Raw genomic sequence first — 15,982 nt, forward strand, 5'->3', positions numbered from 1 at the left:
ATGACGATTGCGATTAACAAAGGAGTTTAACTTATGGCTCCAGCTATGCTCAACCGATTAACCGCGCAATTAGTTACACCAACAAACTTTCAGTCTTATGGTCAAGTTATTTCTGCGAGGAGCGATGGTAAAGCTTATGACTCCACTGATGCGCAGTTAGTATTGCACAATGGCCTTCCTCGCTTCTACATTATGCGCTTGCAGCAACGCGGGCGTAAATTTCACACAATTACCCGTCACCTCCAATGTACTCAATGTTTGGGTTCACTTGCAGGAAAAGAATGGTTACTAGCAGTTGCACCTCCCTGTGATAGTGCACAGCCAGATCTTGATAAAGTTGCCGCTTTTCGAGTTCCAGGCGATCGCTTTATTAAGTTAGAAATCGGTACTTGGCACGCTGGACCTTACTTTGACCATGATTTCGTCGATTTCTATAATCTAGAACTCAGCGATACCAACATCAACGACCACGATACCTATAATTTCTTGCAGCAAGCGAATCTGGAATGGGAAATTGTTTAAAAGGAGTGTGGGAGTGAGGGGCGAGGAGCGAGTCAAAGAGTGGGTAGCCGTTAGTTGTAAAAATTTCTCCCCCAGCTCGCCTGTATAAGCAGCTCTCCGTCTCCACAAGTTAGTTTACATCTGTTCAAGGGGATGAGGATCGAGTAAAAAGATTGAAAGAATTGCTTTTCTCCTCTATGTTTTTCTTTTTCCCTCACTCCTCGCTCCTCGCTCCTCGCTCCTTCTTGGTCAACTAGAATACGGTTCTTAGATGCCACTCAGAGTCAAGATATCTGCAACAATAATTTGTGGTTTTTCATGAGTAGCACATCGGAACAACTAGCTGCGCGATCGCAAGTTAATGAGGATTATCCTCTTAGTGCTGTCCCATTAGACGCTCGTAAATCGATCTGGTCATTGGCTCCTTTGCTAATTGGATTTACGTTATATTCTGGTACTTTGTTTGCTGGAGGTAGAGTTGGTCCAGCATTTCGCTTTCCCGAACTAGTCAGTTTGATTGTGGCAGGTAATCTACTGTTAGGTCTTTATGCAGGATTACTCAGCTACATCGCCGCGCGTAGTGGCTTAAGTACGGTGCTGATGGCACGCTTTAGTTTCGGTAGCGTTGGCTCGCGTTGGGTAGATTTTCTGTTGGGCTTTACCCAAATTGGTTGGTATGCTTGGGGTTCAGCCTTAATGGCAGACTTGCTCAATCAATTAGCTGGAGTTCCTAGCTCTTTTAATTGGTTGATTGTCCTTTTCTTTACATATTTTTTCTGCTCGACTGCTTATATTGGTTATCAGGCAATGGATTGGCTGAGTCGGATTGCTGTTCCTGCAATGCTGGTTTTAATGTTTTGGAGTTTGGCGATCGCCGCCAGAGATGTTGGTGGATTAACTGGCTTACAAGCAATTGTCCCCACAGAGCAACTCAGAATTGGTGAAGCGATTACGATTATTGTCGGTACTTTTGTTTCTGGTGGAACTCAAGCTACAAATTGGAGTCGTTTTGCTAAGAATGGGCGTACAGCATTTTGGAGTACTTTGGCTGCTTTTTTTCTTGCCAATGGCTTACTGATTTTTAGTGGTGCTTTTTGTGCCTTAGTCTATGGCAATGAAGATATTGTACAAGTCATGGCTCAGCAAGGATTGCTGTTTTGGGGATTAGTCCTGTTGTTCTTGAATATGTGGACAACACAAGACAACACTATCTACGCTTTTTCAGTAGCAGGCGCGCATATGTTTCGCACAAACAAGCGTACTGCCTTTGTTTTAGGTGGTGCTACTGTTGCTTTAGTCTTGGCTTGGGGTGGAATTTATAATTTGCTAGTTCCTTACTTAATTTTGCTTGGCACATTTATTCCTCCAATCGGAGGTGTTGTCATGGCAGATTATTGGTTGTTACGCAGAGGACAATTTCCAACGTTGTTAGATCAAAGCCAACCACCATTTAACTGGGCAGGAATTGTTGCTTATCTGATTGCTTCAGCGATCGCCTGGGCTGCACCAGGGATTAAGCCAATTAACGGTATTATCGCTGCTGTCATCCTTTACTTTATTTTGAGTAAATTTGTATTAGGTACAAGAAAAACAAACGCAATGAATTAACTATAATGATCTTTTAATGTTTCCCCATTCTCAATTCAACAAGCTGGTATAATTATCTACACAGATCTACGGGGAAAATTCACTAGTAGTAGTGTATAGCTGATAACAGTACAACGTGGACATTTTTAAAAAGCTGCGATAGGCTGATTGGCAAAACACACCTGTCCGCCCTTTATATATGGATGAGTCGGTTATGGAATCTAACGAAACTATCGACATAGACCTGAAAAGAGTTTGGTTGATTTTAAAACGGCGCTGGTTACCTGCGGCAGGTGTATTTGGCGTTGTTGTAGCTGCAGCCGCCGCACTTGCTTCAATGCAACGACCTGTATACGAAGCGCAAGGAAAGCTCTTATTCAAAAGAGCGGATAGAACGACAGCAATCTCTGGTTTAAAAGATATTAACGTTGGCGAGCTAGAAGCAATAGCAACAAAAGCCAATCCTCTCAATACAGAAATAGAGATTATTCGTTCTGTACCTTTTGTAGAAAAAACGATTTCGGCACTTAATCTGAGAAACAGTGGTGGTTCATTAATGAAGCCACAGACACTTGCAAATAGAATTAACGCCAAAAATATTCCTTTGACAGATGTGTTGCAGATATCTTATCAAAGCGAAGATCCAGAAGAAGCTGCTGCAGTTGTTAACAAAGTGATGAATTTGTACATAGAAAACAATATCATCACAAACAGAGCCGAAGCATCGGCGGCAGGAGAATTTATTGCTAAGCAATTGCCGCAGATGGAAGCAACAGTGCGCCAAGCAGAACAGGCACTACGTCAATTCAAAGAACAAAATCAAGTTGTTGCTTTAGATGAAGAGGCAAAAACAGCAGTAGCAGCAGTCAAGCAACTAGAAAACCAAATTACGGAAACTCAGGCTCAACTTGCAGACACAACAACAAGAAGCGCAACTCTTCAACAACAAGTGGGTATGAATCCCCAAGAAGGAATTACGCTCACATCACTGAATCAATCGCCAGGAATACAAAAAGTTCTCACCGAATATCAACAAGTAGAAGCCGAATTAGCTGTACAGCAAACTCGCTTTGTTGGAGAGCATCCAACAATTTTAGGCTTACAGGAACGGAGAGATGCTTTAAGAGCTTTACTAGAAGAGCGCGTACAAGGCGTAATTGGCAATGCAGCAGCAACGGAAGTTTCACCTAGCAATTTACAAATGGGTGAAATTCGGCAGGAGTTGACACAAAATTATGTCAATTCAGAGATTCAGCGCTTAGGTTTAACAAGTCGCCTCAGTTCACTTAATAACACCTACAATGCCTATCGGCAAAGAATCAATGTTCTGCCTCGACTAGAACAAACGCAAAGAGAATTAGAGCGACGTTTAGAAGCTGCCCAATCTACCTACGAAACTTTGTTGCGGAGATTACAAGAAGTTAGGGTAGCTGAAAACCAAAATATGGGTAATGCCCGAATCATTGAATTTGCAACTGTGCCAGAAAACTCATCAGTGCGCAAAAGAGCGATGATTTTAGCATTAGGCAACGTGTTAGCGCTCATATTAGCAATTCTGACAATATGCATTTTAGAATTAAGTGATCGCTCCGTTAAAACTTTACGCGAAGCTCGTGAAAGACTTGATTATACGCTATTAGGGACAATTCCTTACTTTGGCAAACGTTATGCCAACCGGCGCAATCAAGAATGGTCAATTCCTGAGTTACCGGTGATTAATCTACCGCGATCGCCAATCAGCGAAGCGTACAGAATGCTGCAAGCAAACTTAAAATTTCTCAGTTCAGATAAGCCACTGAAAGCGATTGTTGTCACAAGTGCTGTTCCTAAAGAAGGTAAATCAACTGTATCTGCTAATTTAGCTGCTGCTATGGCACAGCTTGGTCGTAAGGTATTACTCATTGATGCAGATATGCGCCATCCGCTACAACACCATATTTGGGAATTGACCAACGCTGCAGGCTTAAGCGATGTGATTGTCTCGCAAGCTGAGTTTGAGTCAGTTGTTACAGAAGTGATTCCCAAACTTGACGTGCTTAGTGCAGGAGTCATTCCTCCCAACCCTATGGCACTTCTCGACTCAAAACGGATGGCTTCATTGGTGCAATACTTCACAAATAACTATGACTTTGTCATCATTGATGCACCACCCTTAGTCTTAGCAGCCGACGCTGTGACGCTCGGTAAAATGACAGACGGTGTCTTATTAGTAGCACGCCCTGGTGTTTTGGACTCTTCAAGTGCAGCCGCTGCTAAAGAATCATTAGAGCGATCGGGACAAAATGTCCTAGGCTTAGTTGTCAATGGTGTCATTCCCGAAAACGAGTCAGACAGCTACTTCTACTATGCAAAGGAGTACGCCAACGAAAAGAACTTCCCTGTAGAAGAGAATGCACCAATAATAACTCGAAGATAAATCTGGTGTTGCAGCCAAGCCATAGCACTTGTTGTGCGTGGCTTTATTATTTTTTAACTATTGATGCCTGGTTGTGGTATAAGTGTTGTGCAGCATCAGTAATATCACACACAAACACGAATCACTAAAAGAAAGCGACAAAACATACCCATGATCAGCGTCATTACGCCAGTGTACAATGGCGAAAAATACATCGAAGATTGTATTGAAGTTGTTGTTGACCAGAAATGCTCAAATATAGAGCATATTATTGTTGACGGTGGGTCAACTGATGCGACGGTAGACATTATCAAAAAGTCTGCTCAATCTTATCCACATATTCGTTGGATATCAGAAAAAGATCGAGGACAATCAGATGCAATGAATAAAGGAATTGCCATGACAAAAGGCAATATTATTGCAATCCTCAATGTTGATGATTTCTATGAGCCTAATGTGTTAAATCGCATATCAGAAATCTTTGAAAAGTTACCTGAACCGAGTCTACTTGTTGGTAACTGCAATATCCTCGATGATGATAACAATCTAAAACGAATCAATAGACCAAAAAGACTGAAAATTACTGATCTTTTAGTTGGCTACAACATTAACCCGTTTCCTTTTAATCCATCGGCTTATTTTTACCACAAATCACTTCATGAAAAAGTAGGACTTTATGAAGTTGATGAACACTATGCTATGGATGTCGATTTTCTTCTAAAAGCTGTACAAGTAGCAAACGTGAAATATGTCGATGAGATTTGGGGCAATTATCGTCAAATCTCAGGCACAAAAACAGTTAATGATATCAATAGCGGTCAAAATGCTATCCGTTTGCGGCAATTAATGCAGAAATATTTGCGAAAACTTCCTGTATATAAACAAGGGTTAGTCGCTGTCAAACGTGAGTATTATAAAGCTGAAAAACGACTCGAATATTTTTCAAAAAATCCCAATGAAATTTTACCGCGAATTGGGAAAAGATTAGGAATACGAACATCTTAAATTCCTTACTTGGATAGCTAGACTCATGAATGCTGACAGCCAGCTTCCGCTAGTAAGTATAATTATCAACAACTATAACTATAGTTGTTACTTAAAAGAAGCCATCGATAGTGCCCTTAACCAAACGTATTTTCGCACTGAAGTTATTGTTGTTGATGATGGCTCAACTGATGACTCACCACAAGTTATTGCCCAATATGGTAGTCAAATTATTTCTATCATAAAGAAAAACGGCGGACAAGCTTCTGCATTTAATGCTGGGTTTGCAGCATCACAAGGAGATATCATTTTCTTCTTAGATTCAGATGATGTTTTCTATGCAAACAAGGTTCAGGAAATCTGTAATATACTGTTGAGTAAAATGGTAGAAAATTCATATGTAATGCTCTACCACTTGCTAGAATGTATCGATAAAAACGGAGTACCTTTAGGACAGAAATTACCCAAGTCTCCTTACAATTTACCAGCGAATTTATACAACTACACTTGTCAATATCGATTTTTTCCTTACGCAGCTTCGCCTACAAGTGGGATCGCCATGAGTCGAGCACTCGCTGAACAAATATTTCCAATTCCGGAACAAGGTGTACTTACTTCTGCTGACGAATTTATTGTTCGACCAGCCCTATTGATAGGAGAAGTTTATGGAGTTGATCAGGTGTTAGCGAAATATCGACTTCATAATGCAAACAATTGGTATGGGAAATCAAAAGTAAAGAACAAAGAATTCATTTCTAAAATAGAGTCCTTTTTGAACTCAAAATTAAAGGAACACAATAAAAAACCAGTAGTTTCTTATTTTGATTCAATGGATGCTAGAAACTATTATTTGCTAAATGGTTCTAGTAAAGACTTATTTATGCTATTACTAAAAATTCCAACTTGGGGAATTAACAAAAAAACAGTCAAATTTGGTTTGAAAACAGCTTTATTAGCTATTAACTTAAGCTTCAAGCAAGCAAGAACATGAGCGAAGCAAATTTGAATTCTTTGGTTAGTGTAATTATCAATAATTACAACTATGGTCGCTTTTTACCTGAAGCCATAGAAAGTGTTTTAAGTCAAACTTACACCAACATTGAAATTATTGTAGTGGATGATGGCTCAATTGATAACTCTCGTGAAGTCATTGCAAGTTATCAAGATAAAATCATTCCTGTTCTTAAAGAAAATGGCGGACAAGCATCTGCATTCAATGCCGGATTTAAGGCAAGCAGCGGCGATATTATTTGTATGCTTGACTCTGACGACGTGTTTATTCCAGAGAAAGTTACAGAGATAGTCAAAATATTTAATCAATACTCAGATATTGGCTGGTGTTTCCATCGGTTACGATTTGTAGAGGCAAAAACGGGTGAGTACATCAAGCTAAGTCGTGAAAGCGGCACGCGCATATGTGACTTTAGAGCACAACTGAAAAATGATGGAAAGCTACCATTTTATAGCCCAGCAACCTCTGGCTTGTGTTTTGAGCGATCGCTTCTCCAGCAAATCTTACCCATGCCTGAAATCATCAGAATCACAAGTGATAACTATTTAAAAATTGCAGCCGCAGCTTTAAGTAAAGGCTACTTTCTAGATAACCAACTAGCTTATTTGAGATTACACGGCAGTAATAATTACACTGAAAAACCTGACAAACAACATCTAGTAGCAAGAGTAGCCATCTTAACCGCATATAACTTACGTGAAAAATGGCCATTTTTAGCAAAATATACAAATAAGCTATTTTCTCGTGGTATTGGTATTGCTCGAAAAACTGGCAGAATTACACCTGAAGATACACTTGTTATCAAAACTTATTTATCTAGTATTTCACCTTGGGAGAAAATGGAAATTAGTGCTAGATCTGTTTACTTTTACTTAAAATCGTGACTCTTTCATCGGTCTTTAAAAGAATATTTAAATCATGGTTAAAAAATCTGCTATGTACATAGTTTCAAGAATATATAAAAAAGTCTATATATTAAATTTTCTCGACTATATTTTACGAGTTTTGAACAAGGAAGTTTGCTAGCTATGAAAATGCCCAATTTTCTAATTATCGGTGCAGCTAAAGCAGGTACAACGGCACTATATAACTATATTAATCAGCATCCACAAGTTTTCATGAGTTCTGAAAAAGAACCGCATTTTTTTGCTTTTGAAGGCGAAAAGGTAAACTTTGCTGGAACAGCAGGTGAGAATGAATGGTTAAATCGCACTGCAATTACTAATCTTGAGGCTTATCAACAACAATTTCGTGAATCAAAAGAAACAGCGATTGGTGAAGCATCCGCGTTGTATTTGTATATTCCCAAAGCAGCTGCACGAATTCGGCATTACATACCAGAAGTAAAACTCATTGCTATTTTACGTAATCCAGTTGAGAGAGCATACTCGGCATTTGTTTTTCAGAAGCGAGATGGACTTGAGCCTAACTTAGACTTTCCTCAAGCTCTTGCAGAAGAAGAGTGGCGCAGACAAAATAACTGGGTGCCGATTTACTATTATCAGCATATGGGATTTTACTATCATCAAGTTAAGCGCTATTTTGACTTATTTCCTCAAGAGCAAATCAAAGTTTATCTTCATGATGATTTTACTTCAAATCCTTTGAGTATCTTGCAAGATTCTTTTCAATTCCTTGGTATAGATGATACATTCAATCCTAATACAACTGCTAGACATAACGTTTCAGGAATCCCTAAGAATAAAGCATTGCATGAGTTTTTAAGAGCAGAGAATCATCCTGTTAAGACACTTCTTAAACCACTCATTCCTAAAAGCTTACGTCGCAACGTTATGCTTAATCTACATAATAATAATTTAGAAAAAGCGCCGCCTCTTGCACAAGACATTCGTAAGCAACTTATTGAAGTATATAAAGAGGACATTTTAAAGTTACAGGATCTTATCCAAAAGGACTTATCCAAATGGTTGCAAGAATAAAAAAACTGAGCCAAATTAACCGAATCTATTTTTATATTTTTTTCTCATCTGCTAGCGAATAGATTACTCAACAAGACAATTTCTGTAACAAAGGAGACAACTAACAGTATGACAATGCCAAATTTTCTAGTTGTCGGAGCAGCTAAAGCAGGTACAACGGCACTCTACTACTACCTCAAGCAGCATCCTCAGATCTATATGAGTCCTGAAAAAGAGCCAAAATTTTTTGCGCTTGAAGGAGATAAACTAGACTTTCGCGGACCAGGCGATCGCGAGAATATCTGTAAAAGTGCAATTACAGACATCGAAACATATCGTCAGTTATTTCAAGGAGTTACAAACGAAATTGCTATTGGTGAAGCCTCTCCGCTGTATCTTTATAGTCCCAAAGCTGCTGAGCGTATTAAAAAGTATATCCCTGATGCTAAGCTGATCGCGATTTTAAGAAACCCAATAGAGCGGGCTTACTCAGGATATATTATGCATGTAAGAGAGGGACGAGAAACAGCCAAAGACTTTGCTGAGGCTCTACAAGAAGAAGAAACCCGAATTCACAGCAACTGGGGATGGGGACATTATGTCAACGTAGGATTTTATCACACTCAACTTAAGCGCTATTTAGAGCTTTTTGATCAAGAGCAAATAAGAGTGTATCTTTACGAAGATTTAAAAACAGATCCGATAAAGTTGGTACAAGACATTTTTAGGTTTCTTGGTGTAGACGATACGTTTCTGCCTGATACATCGTTGAAATACAACGTGGCTGGCGTGCCTAAAAACGATGCTATAAAAACTCTCATTAAAAATTTTAATTCTATAAAACCAGCAATGAATCTTTTGGTTCCAGACAAATTACGTCATTATGTGAGAAGCAAAATCTACGAAAAGCCACCAACCCTCTCAAAGGAGATACATCAGAATCTCATTGAAGTTTATCGAAAAGATATTCTAAGTCTTCAAGATTTTCTGCAGCGCGATCTATCGAAATGGTTAGAATAATGAAAGTTTCAGTTTGATGCGGCTCCTCCCTAATGTATAGTTGAAGCGCAAATAATTCTGACAACACTAACAACACTAATTATTAACCGCAAATAGTTCTGTTTTAGCTTTTAATATTGGGTAGTAAATAGATTATCAGTAGTTCGACAGTAATTCAGTACAGAAGTCTTACGTGGGGATAAATTAACGAATGCTTAACCAAAAGCCAAATGTGCTGATTTACCGAGATTGGTTATTACCACCTTCAGAGACTTTTGTTCTGGCACAAGCAGAAGCTTTAGAGCGTTTTACTCCTTATTACATAGGCTCACGCTTAATCAAAGAAGGTTTACGCACCCCCCCAGAAAGAACTTTGCTTTTGAATAAGTACACGCCACTAGGTTGGGCGCGTGAAGCAAGCTTCAAGATGTTTGGCTTTGCACCTGCATTAGTTGCACCTGCGAAAAAATTAAAGCCACTACTGATTCATGCCCATTTTGGTATAGGTGGCAGCTTAGCTTTGCCACTCAAACGTTACTTACAGATCCCAATGATTGTAACTTACCACGGGTATGAGGAAATGATTGCGGACGACATCGCTCAAAAATCATATTTTAGTTATCGTCAATATCTGCAGCGAAGAGAAATCTTGAAGCAGGAGGTTAGTCTCTTTTTAACTGTATCGCAGCAATCGAAAGAACATCTCTTGCAACAAGGATTTCCACCAGATAAAATTCTCGTTCACTACACTGGTATCAATACTGAGGTATTTCAATCAGAGTCTGTTAAACGCGAGCCTGTGGTTTTATTTGTAGCTCGTTTAGTAGAAAAAAAAGGTTGTGAATACTTAATTCGCGCTATGAGTAAAGTTCAGGCGATGCAACCTGAGATGGAATTAGTCATTATTGGCGATGGAGAACTGCGTTCTTCTTTAGAAGAACTCGCTAAAAGTAGCTTGCAAAAGTATCGTTTTCTTGGCGTGCAACCACCAGATGTTGTAAAAGATTGGATGAACAGAGCTAAAATATTTTGCGTTCCCAGTATTACTGCCGTATCGGGTGAAGCTGAGGGATTTGGCATGGTATTTGCCGAAGCCCAAGCAATGGGACTTCCTGTAGTTAGCTTTGCAAGTGGAGCCATTCCTGAAGCAGTAGCGCATGGTGAAGTTGGGTTTCTTGCCGCAGAACGTAATTGGGAAGAACTCGCTGATTATATTTTGTTGCTTATGAAAGACGAGCAGTTATGGCATCGTTTCAGTACATTTGGACCACAGCGTGTATGTAGTTTATTTGATGTAAAAAAGCAAGCACGTTTACTAGAAAAGATTTATGAACAGGTTATAGGCGATCGCCACAATCCACATCAGGTTGTTGCTAGCACAGGCTCTCTTTCTAGTTAATTCAAACTTGGTCATTGTCAAAAATGAGGAAAGTTGTCAATCAGCGATTCTTTAAGTTAGGGAGGATTAATCAATAGTGCGAACAACTTTACCCAAACAGCAATTAATTTGTAAAAATCTAGGGTACTTAGTAGTTTTTATGGTTTAATTCTCCAATGAAAAACTTTTTAAAACTAGCAGAAAATAGTTTTACAGTTATTGCCTTAATTTTATTCACAGGAGGTGTACTTGGGGTTTTATTAAGACCTGATGGTGCGTCTGCTGAGGGAAGTGCTTTATTTCAAATTATCTGGTTTGTAGTTTATGCGATTACTGCAGGGTTGCTGTTAATTCGCTTGAAAGGTTTCACAAAGATTCCTACTAACCTTAATTTAGATATAGCTTTACTTCTTTCAATAGTAGCAATAGGAATTGCTTTATTCTCATACTATTGGTCAGTAGTACCATCTGTAACTCTCCGCCGCAGTTTTGCCCTATTAGGAACAAGTATTTTTGGCGTTTATTTCTCTGTAAGATACCAACCAAGAGAGCAACTAAGACTTCTTGGTTGGGCATTTGGTCTTATGGTAGTACTCAGTTTTGTTTTTGCTATAGCTATACCAAGGTATGGTATTGATGTTTTTCCTCATGCAGGTGCGTGGCGCGGGGTTTTTGCCCAAAAGAATAACTTAGGTCGAGCTATGACATTAAGTACATTAGTATTTTTGCTCCTAGCATTAGACAAAACTAAGTATCGATGGATGGCATGGAGTGGCTTTATTCTCTCATTTGCGCTTCTAATTCTTTCAACATCCAAGACCTCACTACTCGTTTGCGTTACGACTCTAGCACTTCTCCCTTTATACGCAGCTTTGCGATGGCGCTCAACGGTCTTTTTACCAATATTTATTATTTCAATTTTAGTTGCTAGTGCTGCATCTATCTTAGTTGTAAGTGAAGCAGACACTCTATTGTCTTTAATTGGAAAAGACGCTACTCTTACGGGAAGAACACCTCTTTGGGAAGCTGTTTGGGTGATGATATTACAGCGTCCCTGGTTAGGTTATGGCTACAATGCTTTCTGGCTTGGGTGGCAAAGTTATTCTAGTTTTGTGTGGGAGTTTGTAAGATGGACGCCTCCTCATGGTCACAATGGAATTTTAGATTTGTGGCTTGATTTGGGTTTCCTAGGAGTTGCCGTATTTACAATGAGCTTGCTATTCGCTTTTCTTAAAGCTATTCGTAATATTCGACAAAATAAAAGACCAGAATTTTTATTTCCTATTATGTATCTAACTGTTTTGTTACTATTTAATGTAACTTACAGTACTATTCTCTCTCGCAACGATATATATTGGGTACTTTATATAGCAGTATTATTGTGGAAACCATTACAACAACCTGTAAAAGAATTAGTAGATAAGTCGTACAAGCAGACATATCCATTGAAAGGATATTAAATTTTATGTAAAAATTAGCAAGATAAGCAATCCAACACTCATTTTTCTGTAGAAGAAACTCATGATTGAGCGATAAACATTGATAAATATGAAAAAAGTCTCTGTAATTGTTCCAGTTTATGCTGCTGAAAAATATATTGCAGATGCTGTGCAATCAGTTTTAGCACAATCGTATAAAAATTTTGAAATTATTCTTGTTGATGATGGAACTCCTGATGCAAGTATCGAAGTTTGTCAGCAATTTATAGACTCTCGCATTAAAATTATTCACCAGAACAATCGAGGTGCGTCAGCAGCTAGAAATAACGGCATTCGTCACGCACAAGGAGAATACATTGCTTTTTTGGACGCGGATGACACCTGGGTACCAGAAAAATTAGAAAAGCATATCAATCATTTAGAAAAGTCACCAAATGTAGGTGTTAGCTTTAGTTATTGTGCTTTTGTTGATGAAGTTGGTAAACCATTAGGCATTTACAATGCGACAGAGTACAAAGTTATTACCCCAGGAGCAATTTTGTGTCGCAATCCAATAGTAAGTCCTTCGTGTTTGGTGACTCGGCGAGAAGTATTAGAAGGAATTAAATTTCAACAAGAATACGATGGTATTGTTGAAGATTGTTACTTTGACGAGAACTTGCGTCAGTCAGAAGATGCTGAATGTTGGTTCCGCATTTGTGTGAAAACAAACTGGAAATTGGAAGTCATTCCTGAACTTTTAGCTACATATAGATTACATTCGATAGGAAATTCAGCTAATCTGCTCAAAACACTGGAGTCTTGGGATCAGTTCATAGCACAAGCTCAGTTGTATGCTCCAGCAGTTGTAGCTGAGTGGGAGAAGCCAGCTATGGCTTATACTCTGAGGTATTTAGCGCGTAAAGCAGTCACAATGAGTGACGGTTCAATGGCAATAAATCTCAGCCGTAGAGCCTTAATGACTCACTGGCGTATTTTAATAGAAGAGCCTAGGCGTACTCTTGTCACCCTGACAGCAGCTTATGCACTATGGTTTTTGCCTCAACCGTTTTACACTCAACTACAATCAATCGGTTTGAAGGTAATAGGCGCTAGTCAAAAACGTCGTATCCAAAAAGATCAAGCTAAAAACCAAGCATCTGAGACTATTGTAGTCTAGATAGTCCGCGCAATTGAGTAGTTTCATCATCTATAATTCCAGCTATGATTAAAAGACGCACGCTTATTGTATCCAGCTTAGGTGCAGCAGGTGCAGGTGTTGCGATCGCAAATCATTATCTGAATCGGCATCAAGCACCCGAACAACCCCAAAAACGAGGAATCGCAAGATTTGCTGTAACTGGAGATACCCCTTTACGAGAACGCGCAGCAGATAAAGGACTCATTTATGGAGCAGCTGCTCAACATCAAGTACTTACAACAAATGTAGAGTTTGCGCAACGCTTTGCTCAAGAGTGCGCTATGTTGGTTCCTGCGAATGAATTAAAATGGCAGGCACTACGCCCTACTCCTGAGCGGTTTGATTTTAGCCGCAGTGATTGGATGGCGAACTTTGCGCAGAGACATAACATGTTGTTGCGAGGACACACTTTAGTTTGGCATCGGGCTTTACCCAAGTGGTTTGAAGAAACTGTCGATCGAACAAATGCTGCAAAAGTATTAACTGAACACATAAATACCGTAGTCCAGCATTATGCTGGAAATATCCACTCTTGGGATGTCGTTAACGAAGCAATAGTTCCTAACAAAACAAAAGATGGATTGCGGCAAACTCCTTGGCTGAGGTTATTGGGAGTAGATTATATCGAAATGGCATTTCGTACAGCCGCTGCTGCAGATCCGCAAGCGTTACTTGTCTATAACGACAACAACTTAGAATATGACAATGCCAAAACAGCAGTGAAAAGAACTCAAGTTCTCAAGCTCTTAGAACGGTTGAAATCAAGAGGAGTTCCTGTACATGCTTTGGGAATTCAATCGCATATAGGTGCAAGTCCTCAAGGTTTTAATGCCAAAAAATTAAGAGATTTTCTTAAAGAGGTTGCTAGTCTCGATCTGAAGATTTTGATTACGGAAATGGATGTATTAGAAAAAAATCTTCTCGAAGCAAATAACCGCGATGCTATTATTGCTGGAGTTTACCAAGATTACTTATCACTTGTGCTAGATGAACCTGCGGTTAATACTGTCATCACCTGGGGACTAAGCGATCGCTACACTTGGCTGACCAACTTTGCCCCTCGTCAGGATGGTGCTCCGATACGTCCACTACCGCTAGATGCCCAACTTGAACGTAAGTTAGCATGGAATGCGATCGCATCAGCTTTTGATCAAGCTCCACCACGTCAAGTTAAATAAACTCATTTAGAACTCAGTATAACTCAGTAGTTTTGCTTGTAACCGATTTACCACTCGGTATGAACTAAGCTTCCAACAACACAATAAGGATGCCGAAACATATGTCAATGCCTAATTTCCTGATCATAGGAGCGCAGAAAGCTGGAACTTCTTCTCTCTACTATTACTTAAAACAGCATCCGCAAATTTACATGAGTCCTATCAAGGAGCCACATTTTTTTACATATGAAGGTGCAAATCCAGAAGTCTCTGAAGCCGATCGCAACGAATCGTTTGCTGTCATTAATAACATTGGAGACTACCAAAAACTTTTCCAAGGAGCACCAGAATCATCATTAATCGGAGAAGCATCTCCCTCATACATTTATGCTCCCCAAGCCGCTGAGCGAATAAAACATTACCTACCTCATGCCAAGCTCATTGCTATTTTACGTCATCCAGCTGAAAGAGCCTATTCCAACTTCTTGCATGCTATTAGGCACAATCATGAGCCACTGAAAGATTTTAGACGCGCACTTCAAGAAGAGGAAACGCGAATTCGCGAAAATTCAGTCTTTCTTTGGCACTATAAATCCAAAGGATTCTACTACAAGCAGTTAAGCCGCTATCTTGACTTATTCGACCGTTCTCAAATTAAAGTTTGTTTGTATGAAGATCTAAACACTAACCCTGCAGGAGTCATTAAAGACTTATTTGAATTTTTGGAAGTCGATTCCAGCTTTGAACCTGATGTATCTCGTAAATATAATGTATCCGTTGTTCCCAAAAACCAATTTCTTAGCGATTTGCTCGATCATCTCAAGCCAATTAAACCCGCGATGAAAACACTCCTACCCGATGGAGTACGACATTATGTTAGAAGTAAAGTTTTTGATACACCACCGCCGATTTCACCTGAGATGCGTCAACAGTTAGTAGCAGAATATCGCGAAGACATTCTACAGATGCAAGAACTACTAGGACGCGATCTCTCAGGATGGCTTAAGTAGAAACACGACAAGTATCCATTTGTCAGCAATACTCTGCACAACGAAGAAAATAAAAGGGAGTTAATTACTCTCTTTTACATACAACAGCCTATTCAACAGTGCGCGACTACTTACAATACAAGCCCAACTTAAATTACGAAGATTTACTTAAGCAATCTGATGTCTCCAAAATGGTGTTTCTACAGATAACTGCTTGGAGATAACACTGACGTCATTACAATCTGTAATTACTTATAAAAGTAAATAAACTCTAATCTATTTCGAGATTATAATAAAATCTTTATTTATTGTTAAATACAGCCTATTGCAGTTTTATGAGGCACAGTAGCAACAGTGAGTAAACCAGTTTTTCAAATGCACGGGATTAATTAAATCGAGTGCAGTGGCAATGAGAAGATCAACCCTGAATGCAGTAGTTGGG

The 15,982-nt window shown here is 39.3% G+C and carries 13 protein-coding genes; all 13 read left to right on the forward strand.

Going from position 1 to position 15,982, the window contains the following annotated elements; all coding sequences use genetic code 11:
* The first annotated feature begins 33 nt into the window (after nucleotides 1-33).
* Nucleotides 34-522, forward strand: coding sequence for an ureidoglycolate lyase (locus IQ230_RS19955; protein ID WP_193934003.1), 489 nt, complete (start codon nucleotides 34-36; stop codon nucleotides 520-522).
* A 297-nt stretch (nucleotides 523-819) separates the two neighbouring features.
* A complete protein-coding gene (codB, locus tag IQ230_RS19960) occupies nucleotides 820-2,109 on the forward strand; it encodes a cytosine permease (RefSeq protein ID WP_193934004.1) in 1,290 nt (429 codons plus the stop codon).
* A 193-nt stretch (nucleotides 2,110-2,302) separates the two neighbouring features.
* The gene (locus IQ230_RS19965) at nucleotides 2,303-4,504 is read left to right on the forward strand and encodes a GumC family protein (RefSeq protein WP_193934005.1); all 2,202 of its coding nucleotides are present in this window, start codon (nucleotides 2,303-2,305) and stop codon (nucleotides 4,502-4,504) included.
* Between the two features lie 150 nt (nucleotides 4,505-4,654).
* Nucleotides 4,655-5,488 (forward strand): glycosyltransferase family 2 protein, encoded by an 834-nt coding sequence (locus tag IQ230_RS19970; protein ID WP_193934006.1) that lies wholly within the window; start codon nucleotides 4,655-4,657, stop codon nucleotides 5,486-5,488.
* A gap of 25 nt (nucleotides 5,489-5,513) precedes the next feature.
* A complete protein-coding gene (locus IQ230_RS19975; protein WP_193934007.1) occupies nucleotides 5,514-6,458 on the forward strand; it encodes a glycosyltransferase family 2 protein in 945 nt (314 codons plus the stop codon).
* Entirely contained in the window at nucleotides 6,455-7,363 is a 909-nt protein-coding gene (locus IQ230_RS19980) for a glycosyltransferase family 2 protein (RefSeq protein WP_193934008.1), read from the forward strand. The genes IQ230_RS19975 and IQ230_RS19980 overlap by 4 nt, the downstream gene beginning before the upstream one ends.
* A gap of 144 nt (nucleotides 7,364-7,507) precedes the next feature.
* Entirely contained in the window at nucleotides 7,508-8,419 is a 912-nt protein-coding gene (locus IQ230_RS19985; protein ID WP_193934009.1) for a sulfotransferase domain-containing protein, read from the forward strand.
* A 108-nt stretch (nucleotides 8,420-8,527) separates the two neighbouring features.
* Nucleotides 8,528-9,418 carry a sulfotransferase family protein gene (locus tag IQ230_RS19990; RefSeq protein WP_193934010.1) on the forward strand — a complete coding sequence of 297 codons (891 nt, stop codon included), beginning with the start codon at nucleotides 8,528-8,530 and terminating at the stop codon, nucleotides 9,416-9,418.
* A gap of 190 nt (nucleotides 9,419-9,608) precedes the next feature.
* Nucleotides 9,609-10,796, forward strand: coding sequence for a glycosyltransferase (locus tag IQ230_RS19995; RefSeq protein WP_193934011.1), 1,188 nt, complete (start codon nucleotides 9,609-9,611; stop codon nucleotides 10,794-10,796).
* Nucleotides 10,797-10,951: 155 nt separating this feature from the next.
* Nucleotides 10,952-12,235, forward strand: a complete 1,284-nt coding sequence (locus IQ230_RS20000) for an O-antigen ligase family protein (protein ID WP_193934012.1) — start codon at nucleotides 10,952-10,954, stop codon at nucleotides 12,233-12,235.
* Nucleotides 12,236-12,323: 88 nt separating this feature from the next.
* Nucleotides 12,324-13,373: a glycosyltransferase family 2 protein gene (locus tag IQ230_RS20005; RefSeq protein WP_193934013.1), complete on the forward strand. Its 1,050-nt coding sequence runs from the start codon at nucleotides 12,324-12,326 to the stop codon at nucleotides 13,371-13,373.
* 44 nt (nucleotides 13,374-13,417) lie between these two features.
* Nucleotides 13,418-14,572, forward strand: a complete 1,155-nt coding sequence (locus IQ230_RS20010; protein WP_193934014.1) for an endo-1,4-beta-xylanase — start codon at nucleotides 13,418-13,420, stop codon at nucleotides 14,570-14,572.
* A 107-nt stretch (nucleotides 14,573-14,679) separates the two neighbouring features.
* The gene (locus IQ230_RS20015; RefSeq protein ID WP_228055173.1) at nucleotides 14,680-15,561 is read left to right on the forward strand and encodes a sulfotransferase family protein; all 882 of its coding nucleotides are present in this window, start codon (nucleotides 14,680-14,682) and stop codon (nucleotides 15,559-15,561) included.
* The last annotated feature ends 421 nt before the right edge of the window (nucleotides 15,562-15,982 follow it).

It is taken from the genome of Gloeocapsopsis crepidinum LEGE 06123, from assembly GCF_015207655.1.
In the GTDB taxonomy this organism is placed as follows: domain Bacteria; phylum Cyanobacteriota; class Cyanobacteriia; order Cyanobacteriales; family Chroococcidiopsidaceae; genus Gloeocapsopsis; species Gloeocapsopsis crepidinum.

Excerpts from the sequence above, each read along its gene's own strand:
- IQ230_RS19955 (WP_193934003.1), top strand. The coding sequence starts at position 34 with ATGGCTCCAGCTATGCTCAACCGATTAACCGCGCAATTAGTTACACCA.
- IQ230_RS19985 (WP_193934009.1), top strand. The coding sequence starts at position 7,508 with ATGAAAATGCCCAATTTTCTAATTATCGGTGCAGCTAAAGCAGGTACA.
- codB (WP_193934004.1), top strand. The coding sequence starts at position 820 with ATGAGTAGCACATCGGAACAACTAGCTGCGCGATCGCAAGTTAATGAG.
- IQ230_RS19990 (WP_193934010.1), top strand. The coding sequence starts at position 8,528 with ATGACAATGCCAAATTTTCTAGTTGTCGGAGCAGCTAAAGCAGGTACA.
- IQ230_RS20005 (WP_193934013.1), top strand. The coding sequence starts at position 12,324 with ATGAAAAAAGTCTCTGTAATTGTTCCAGTTTATGCTGCTGAAAAATAT.
- IQ230_RS20015 (WP_228055173.1), top strand. The coding sequence starts at position 14,680 with ATGCCTAATTTCCTGATCATAGGAGCGCAGAAAGCTGGAACTTCTTCT.
- IQ230_RS19965 (WP_193934005.1), top strand. The coding sequence starts at position 2,303 with ATGGAATCTAACGAAACTATCGACATAGACCTGAAAAGAGTTTGGTTG.
- IQ230_RS19995 (WP_193934011.1), top strand. The coding sequence starts at position 9,609 with ATGCTTAACCAAAAGCCAAATGTGCTGATTTACCGAGATTGGTTATTA.
- IQ230_RS20010 (WP_193934014.1), top strand. The coding sequence starts at position 13,418 with ATGATTAAAAGACGCACGCTTATTGTATCCAGCTTAGGTGCAGCAGGT.
- IQ230_RS19980 (WP_193934008.1), top strand. The coding sequence starts at position 6,455 with ATGAGCGAAGCAAATTTGAATTCTTTGGTTAGTGTAATTATCAATAAT.
- IQ230_RS19970 (WP_193934006.1), top strand. The coding sequence starts at position 4,655 with ATGATCAGCGTCATTACGCCAGTGTACAATGGCGAAAAATACATCGAA.
- IQ230_RS19975 (WP_193934007.1), top strand. The coding sequence starts at position 5,514 with ATGAATGCTGACAGCCAGCTTCCGCTAGTAAGTATAATTATCAACAAC.
- IQ230_RS20000 (WP_193934012.1), top strand. The coding sequence starts at position 10,952 with ATGAAAAACTTTTTAAAACTAGCAGAAAATAGTTTTACAGTTATTGCC.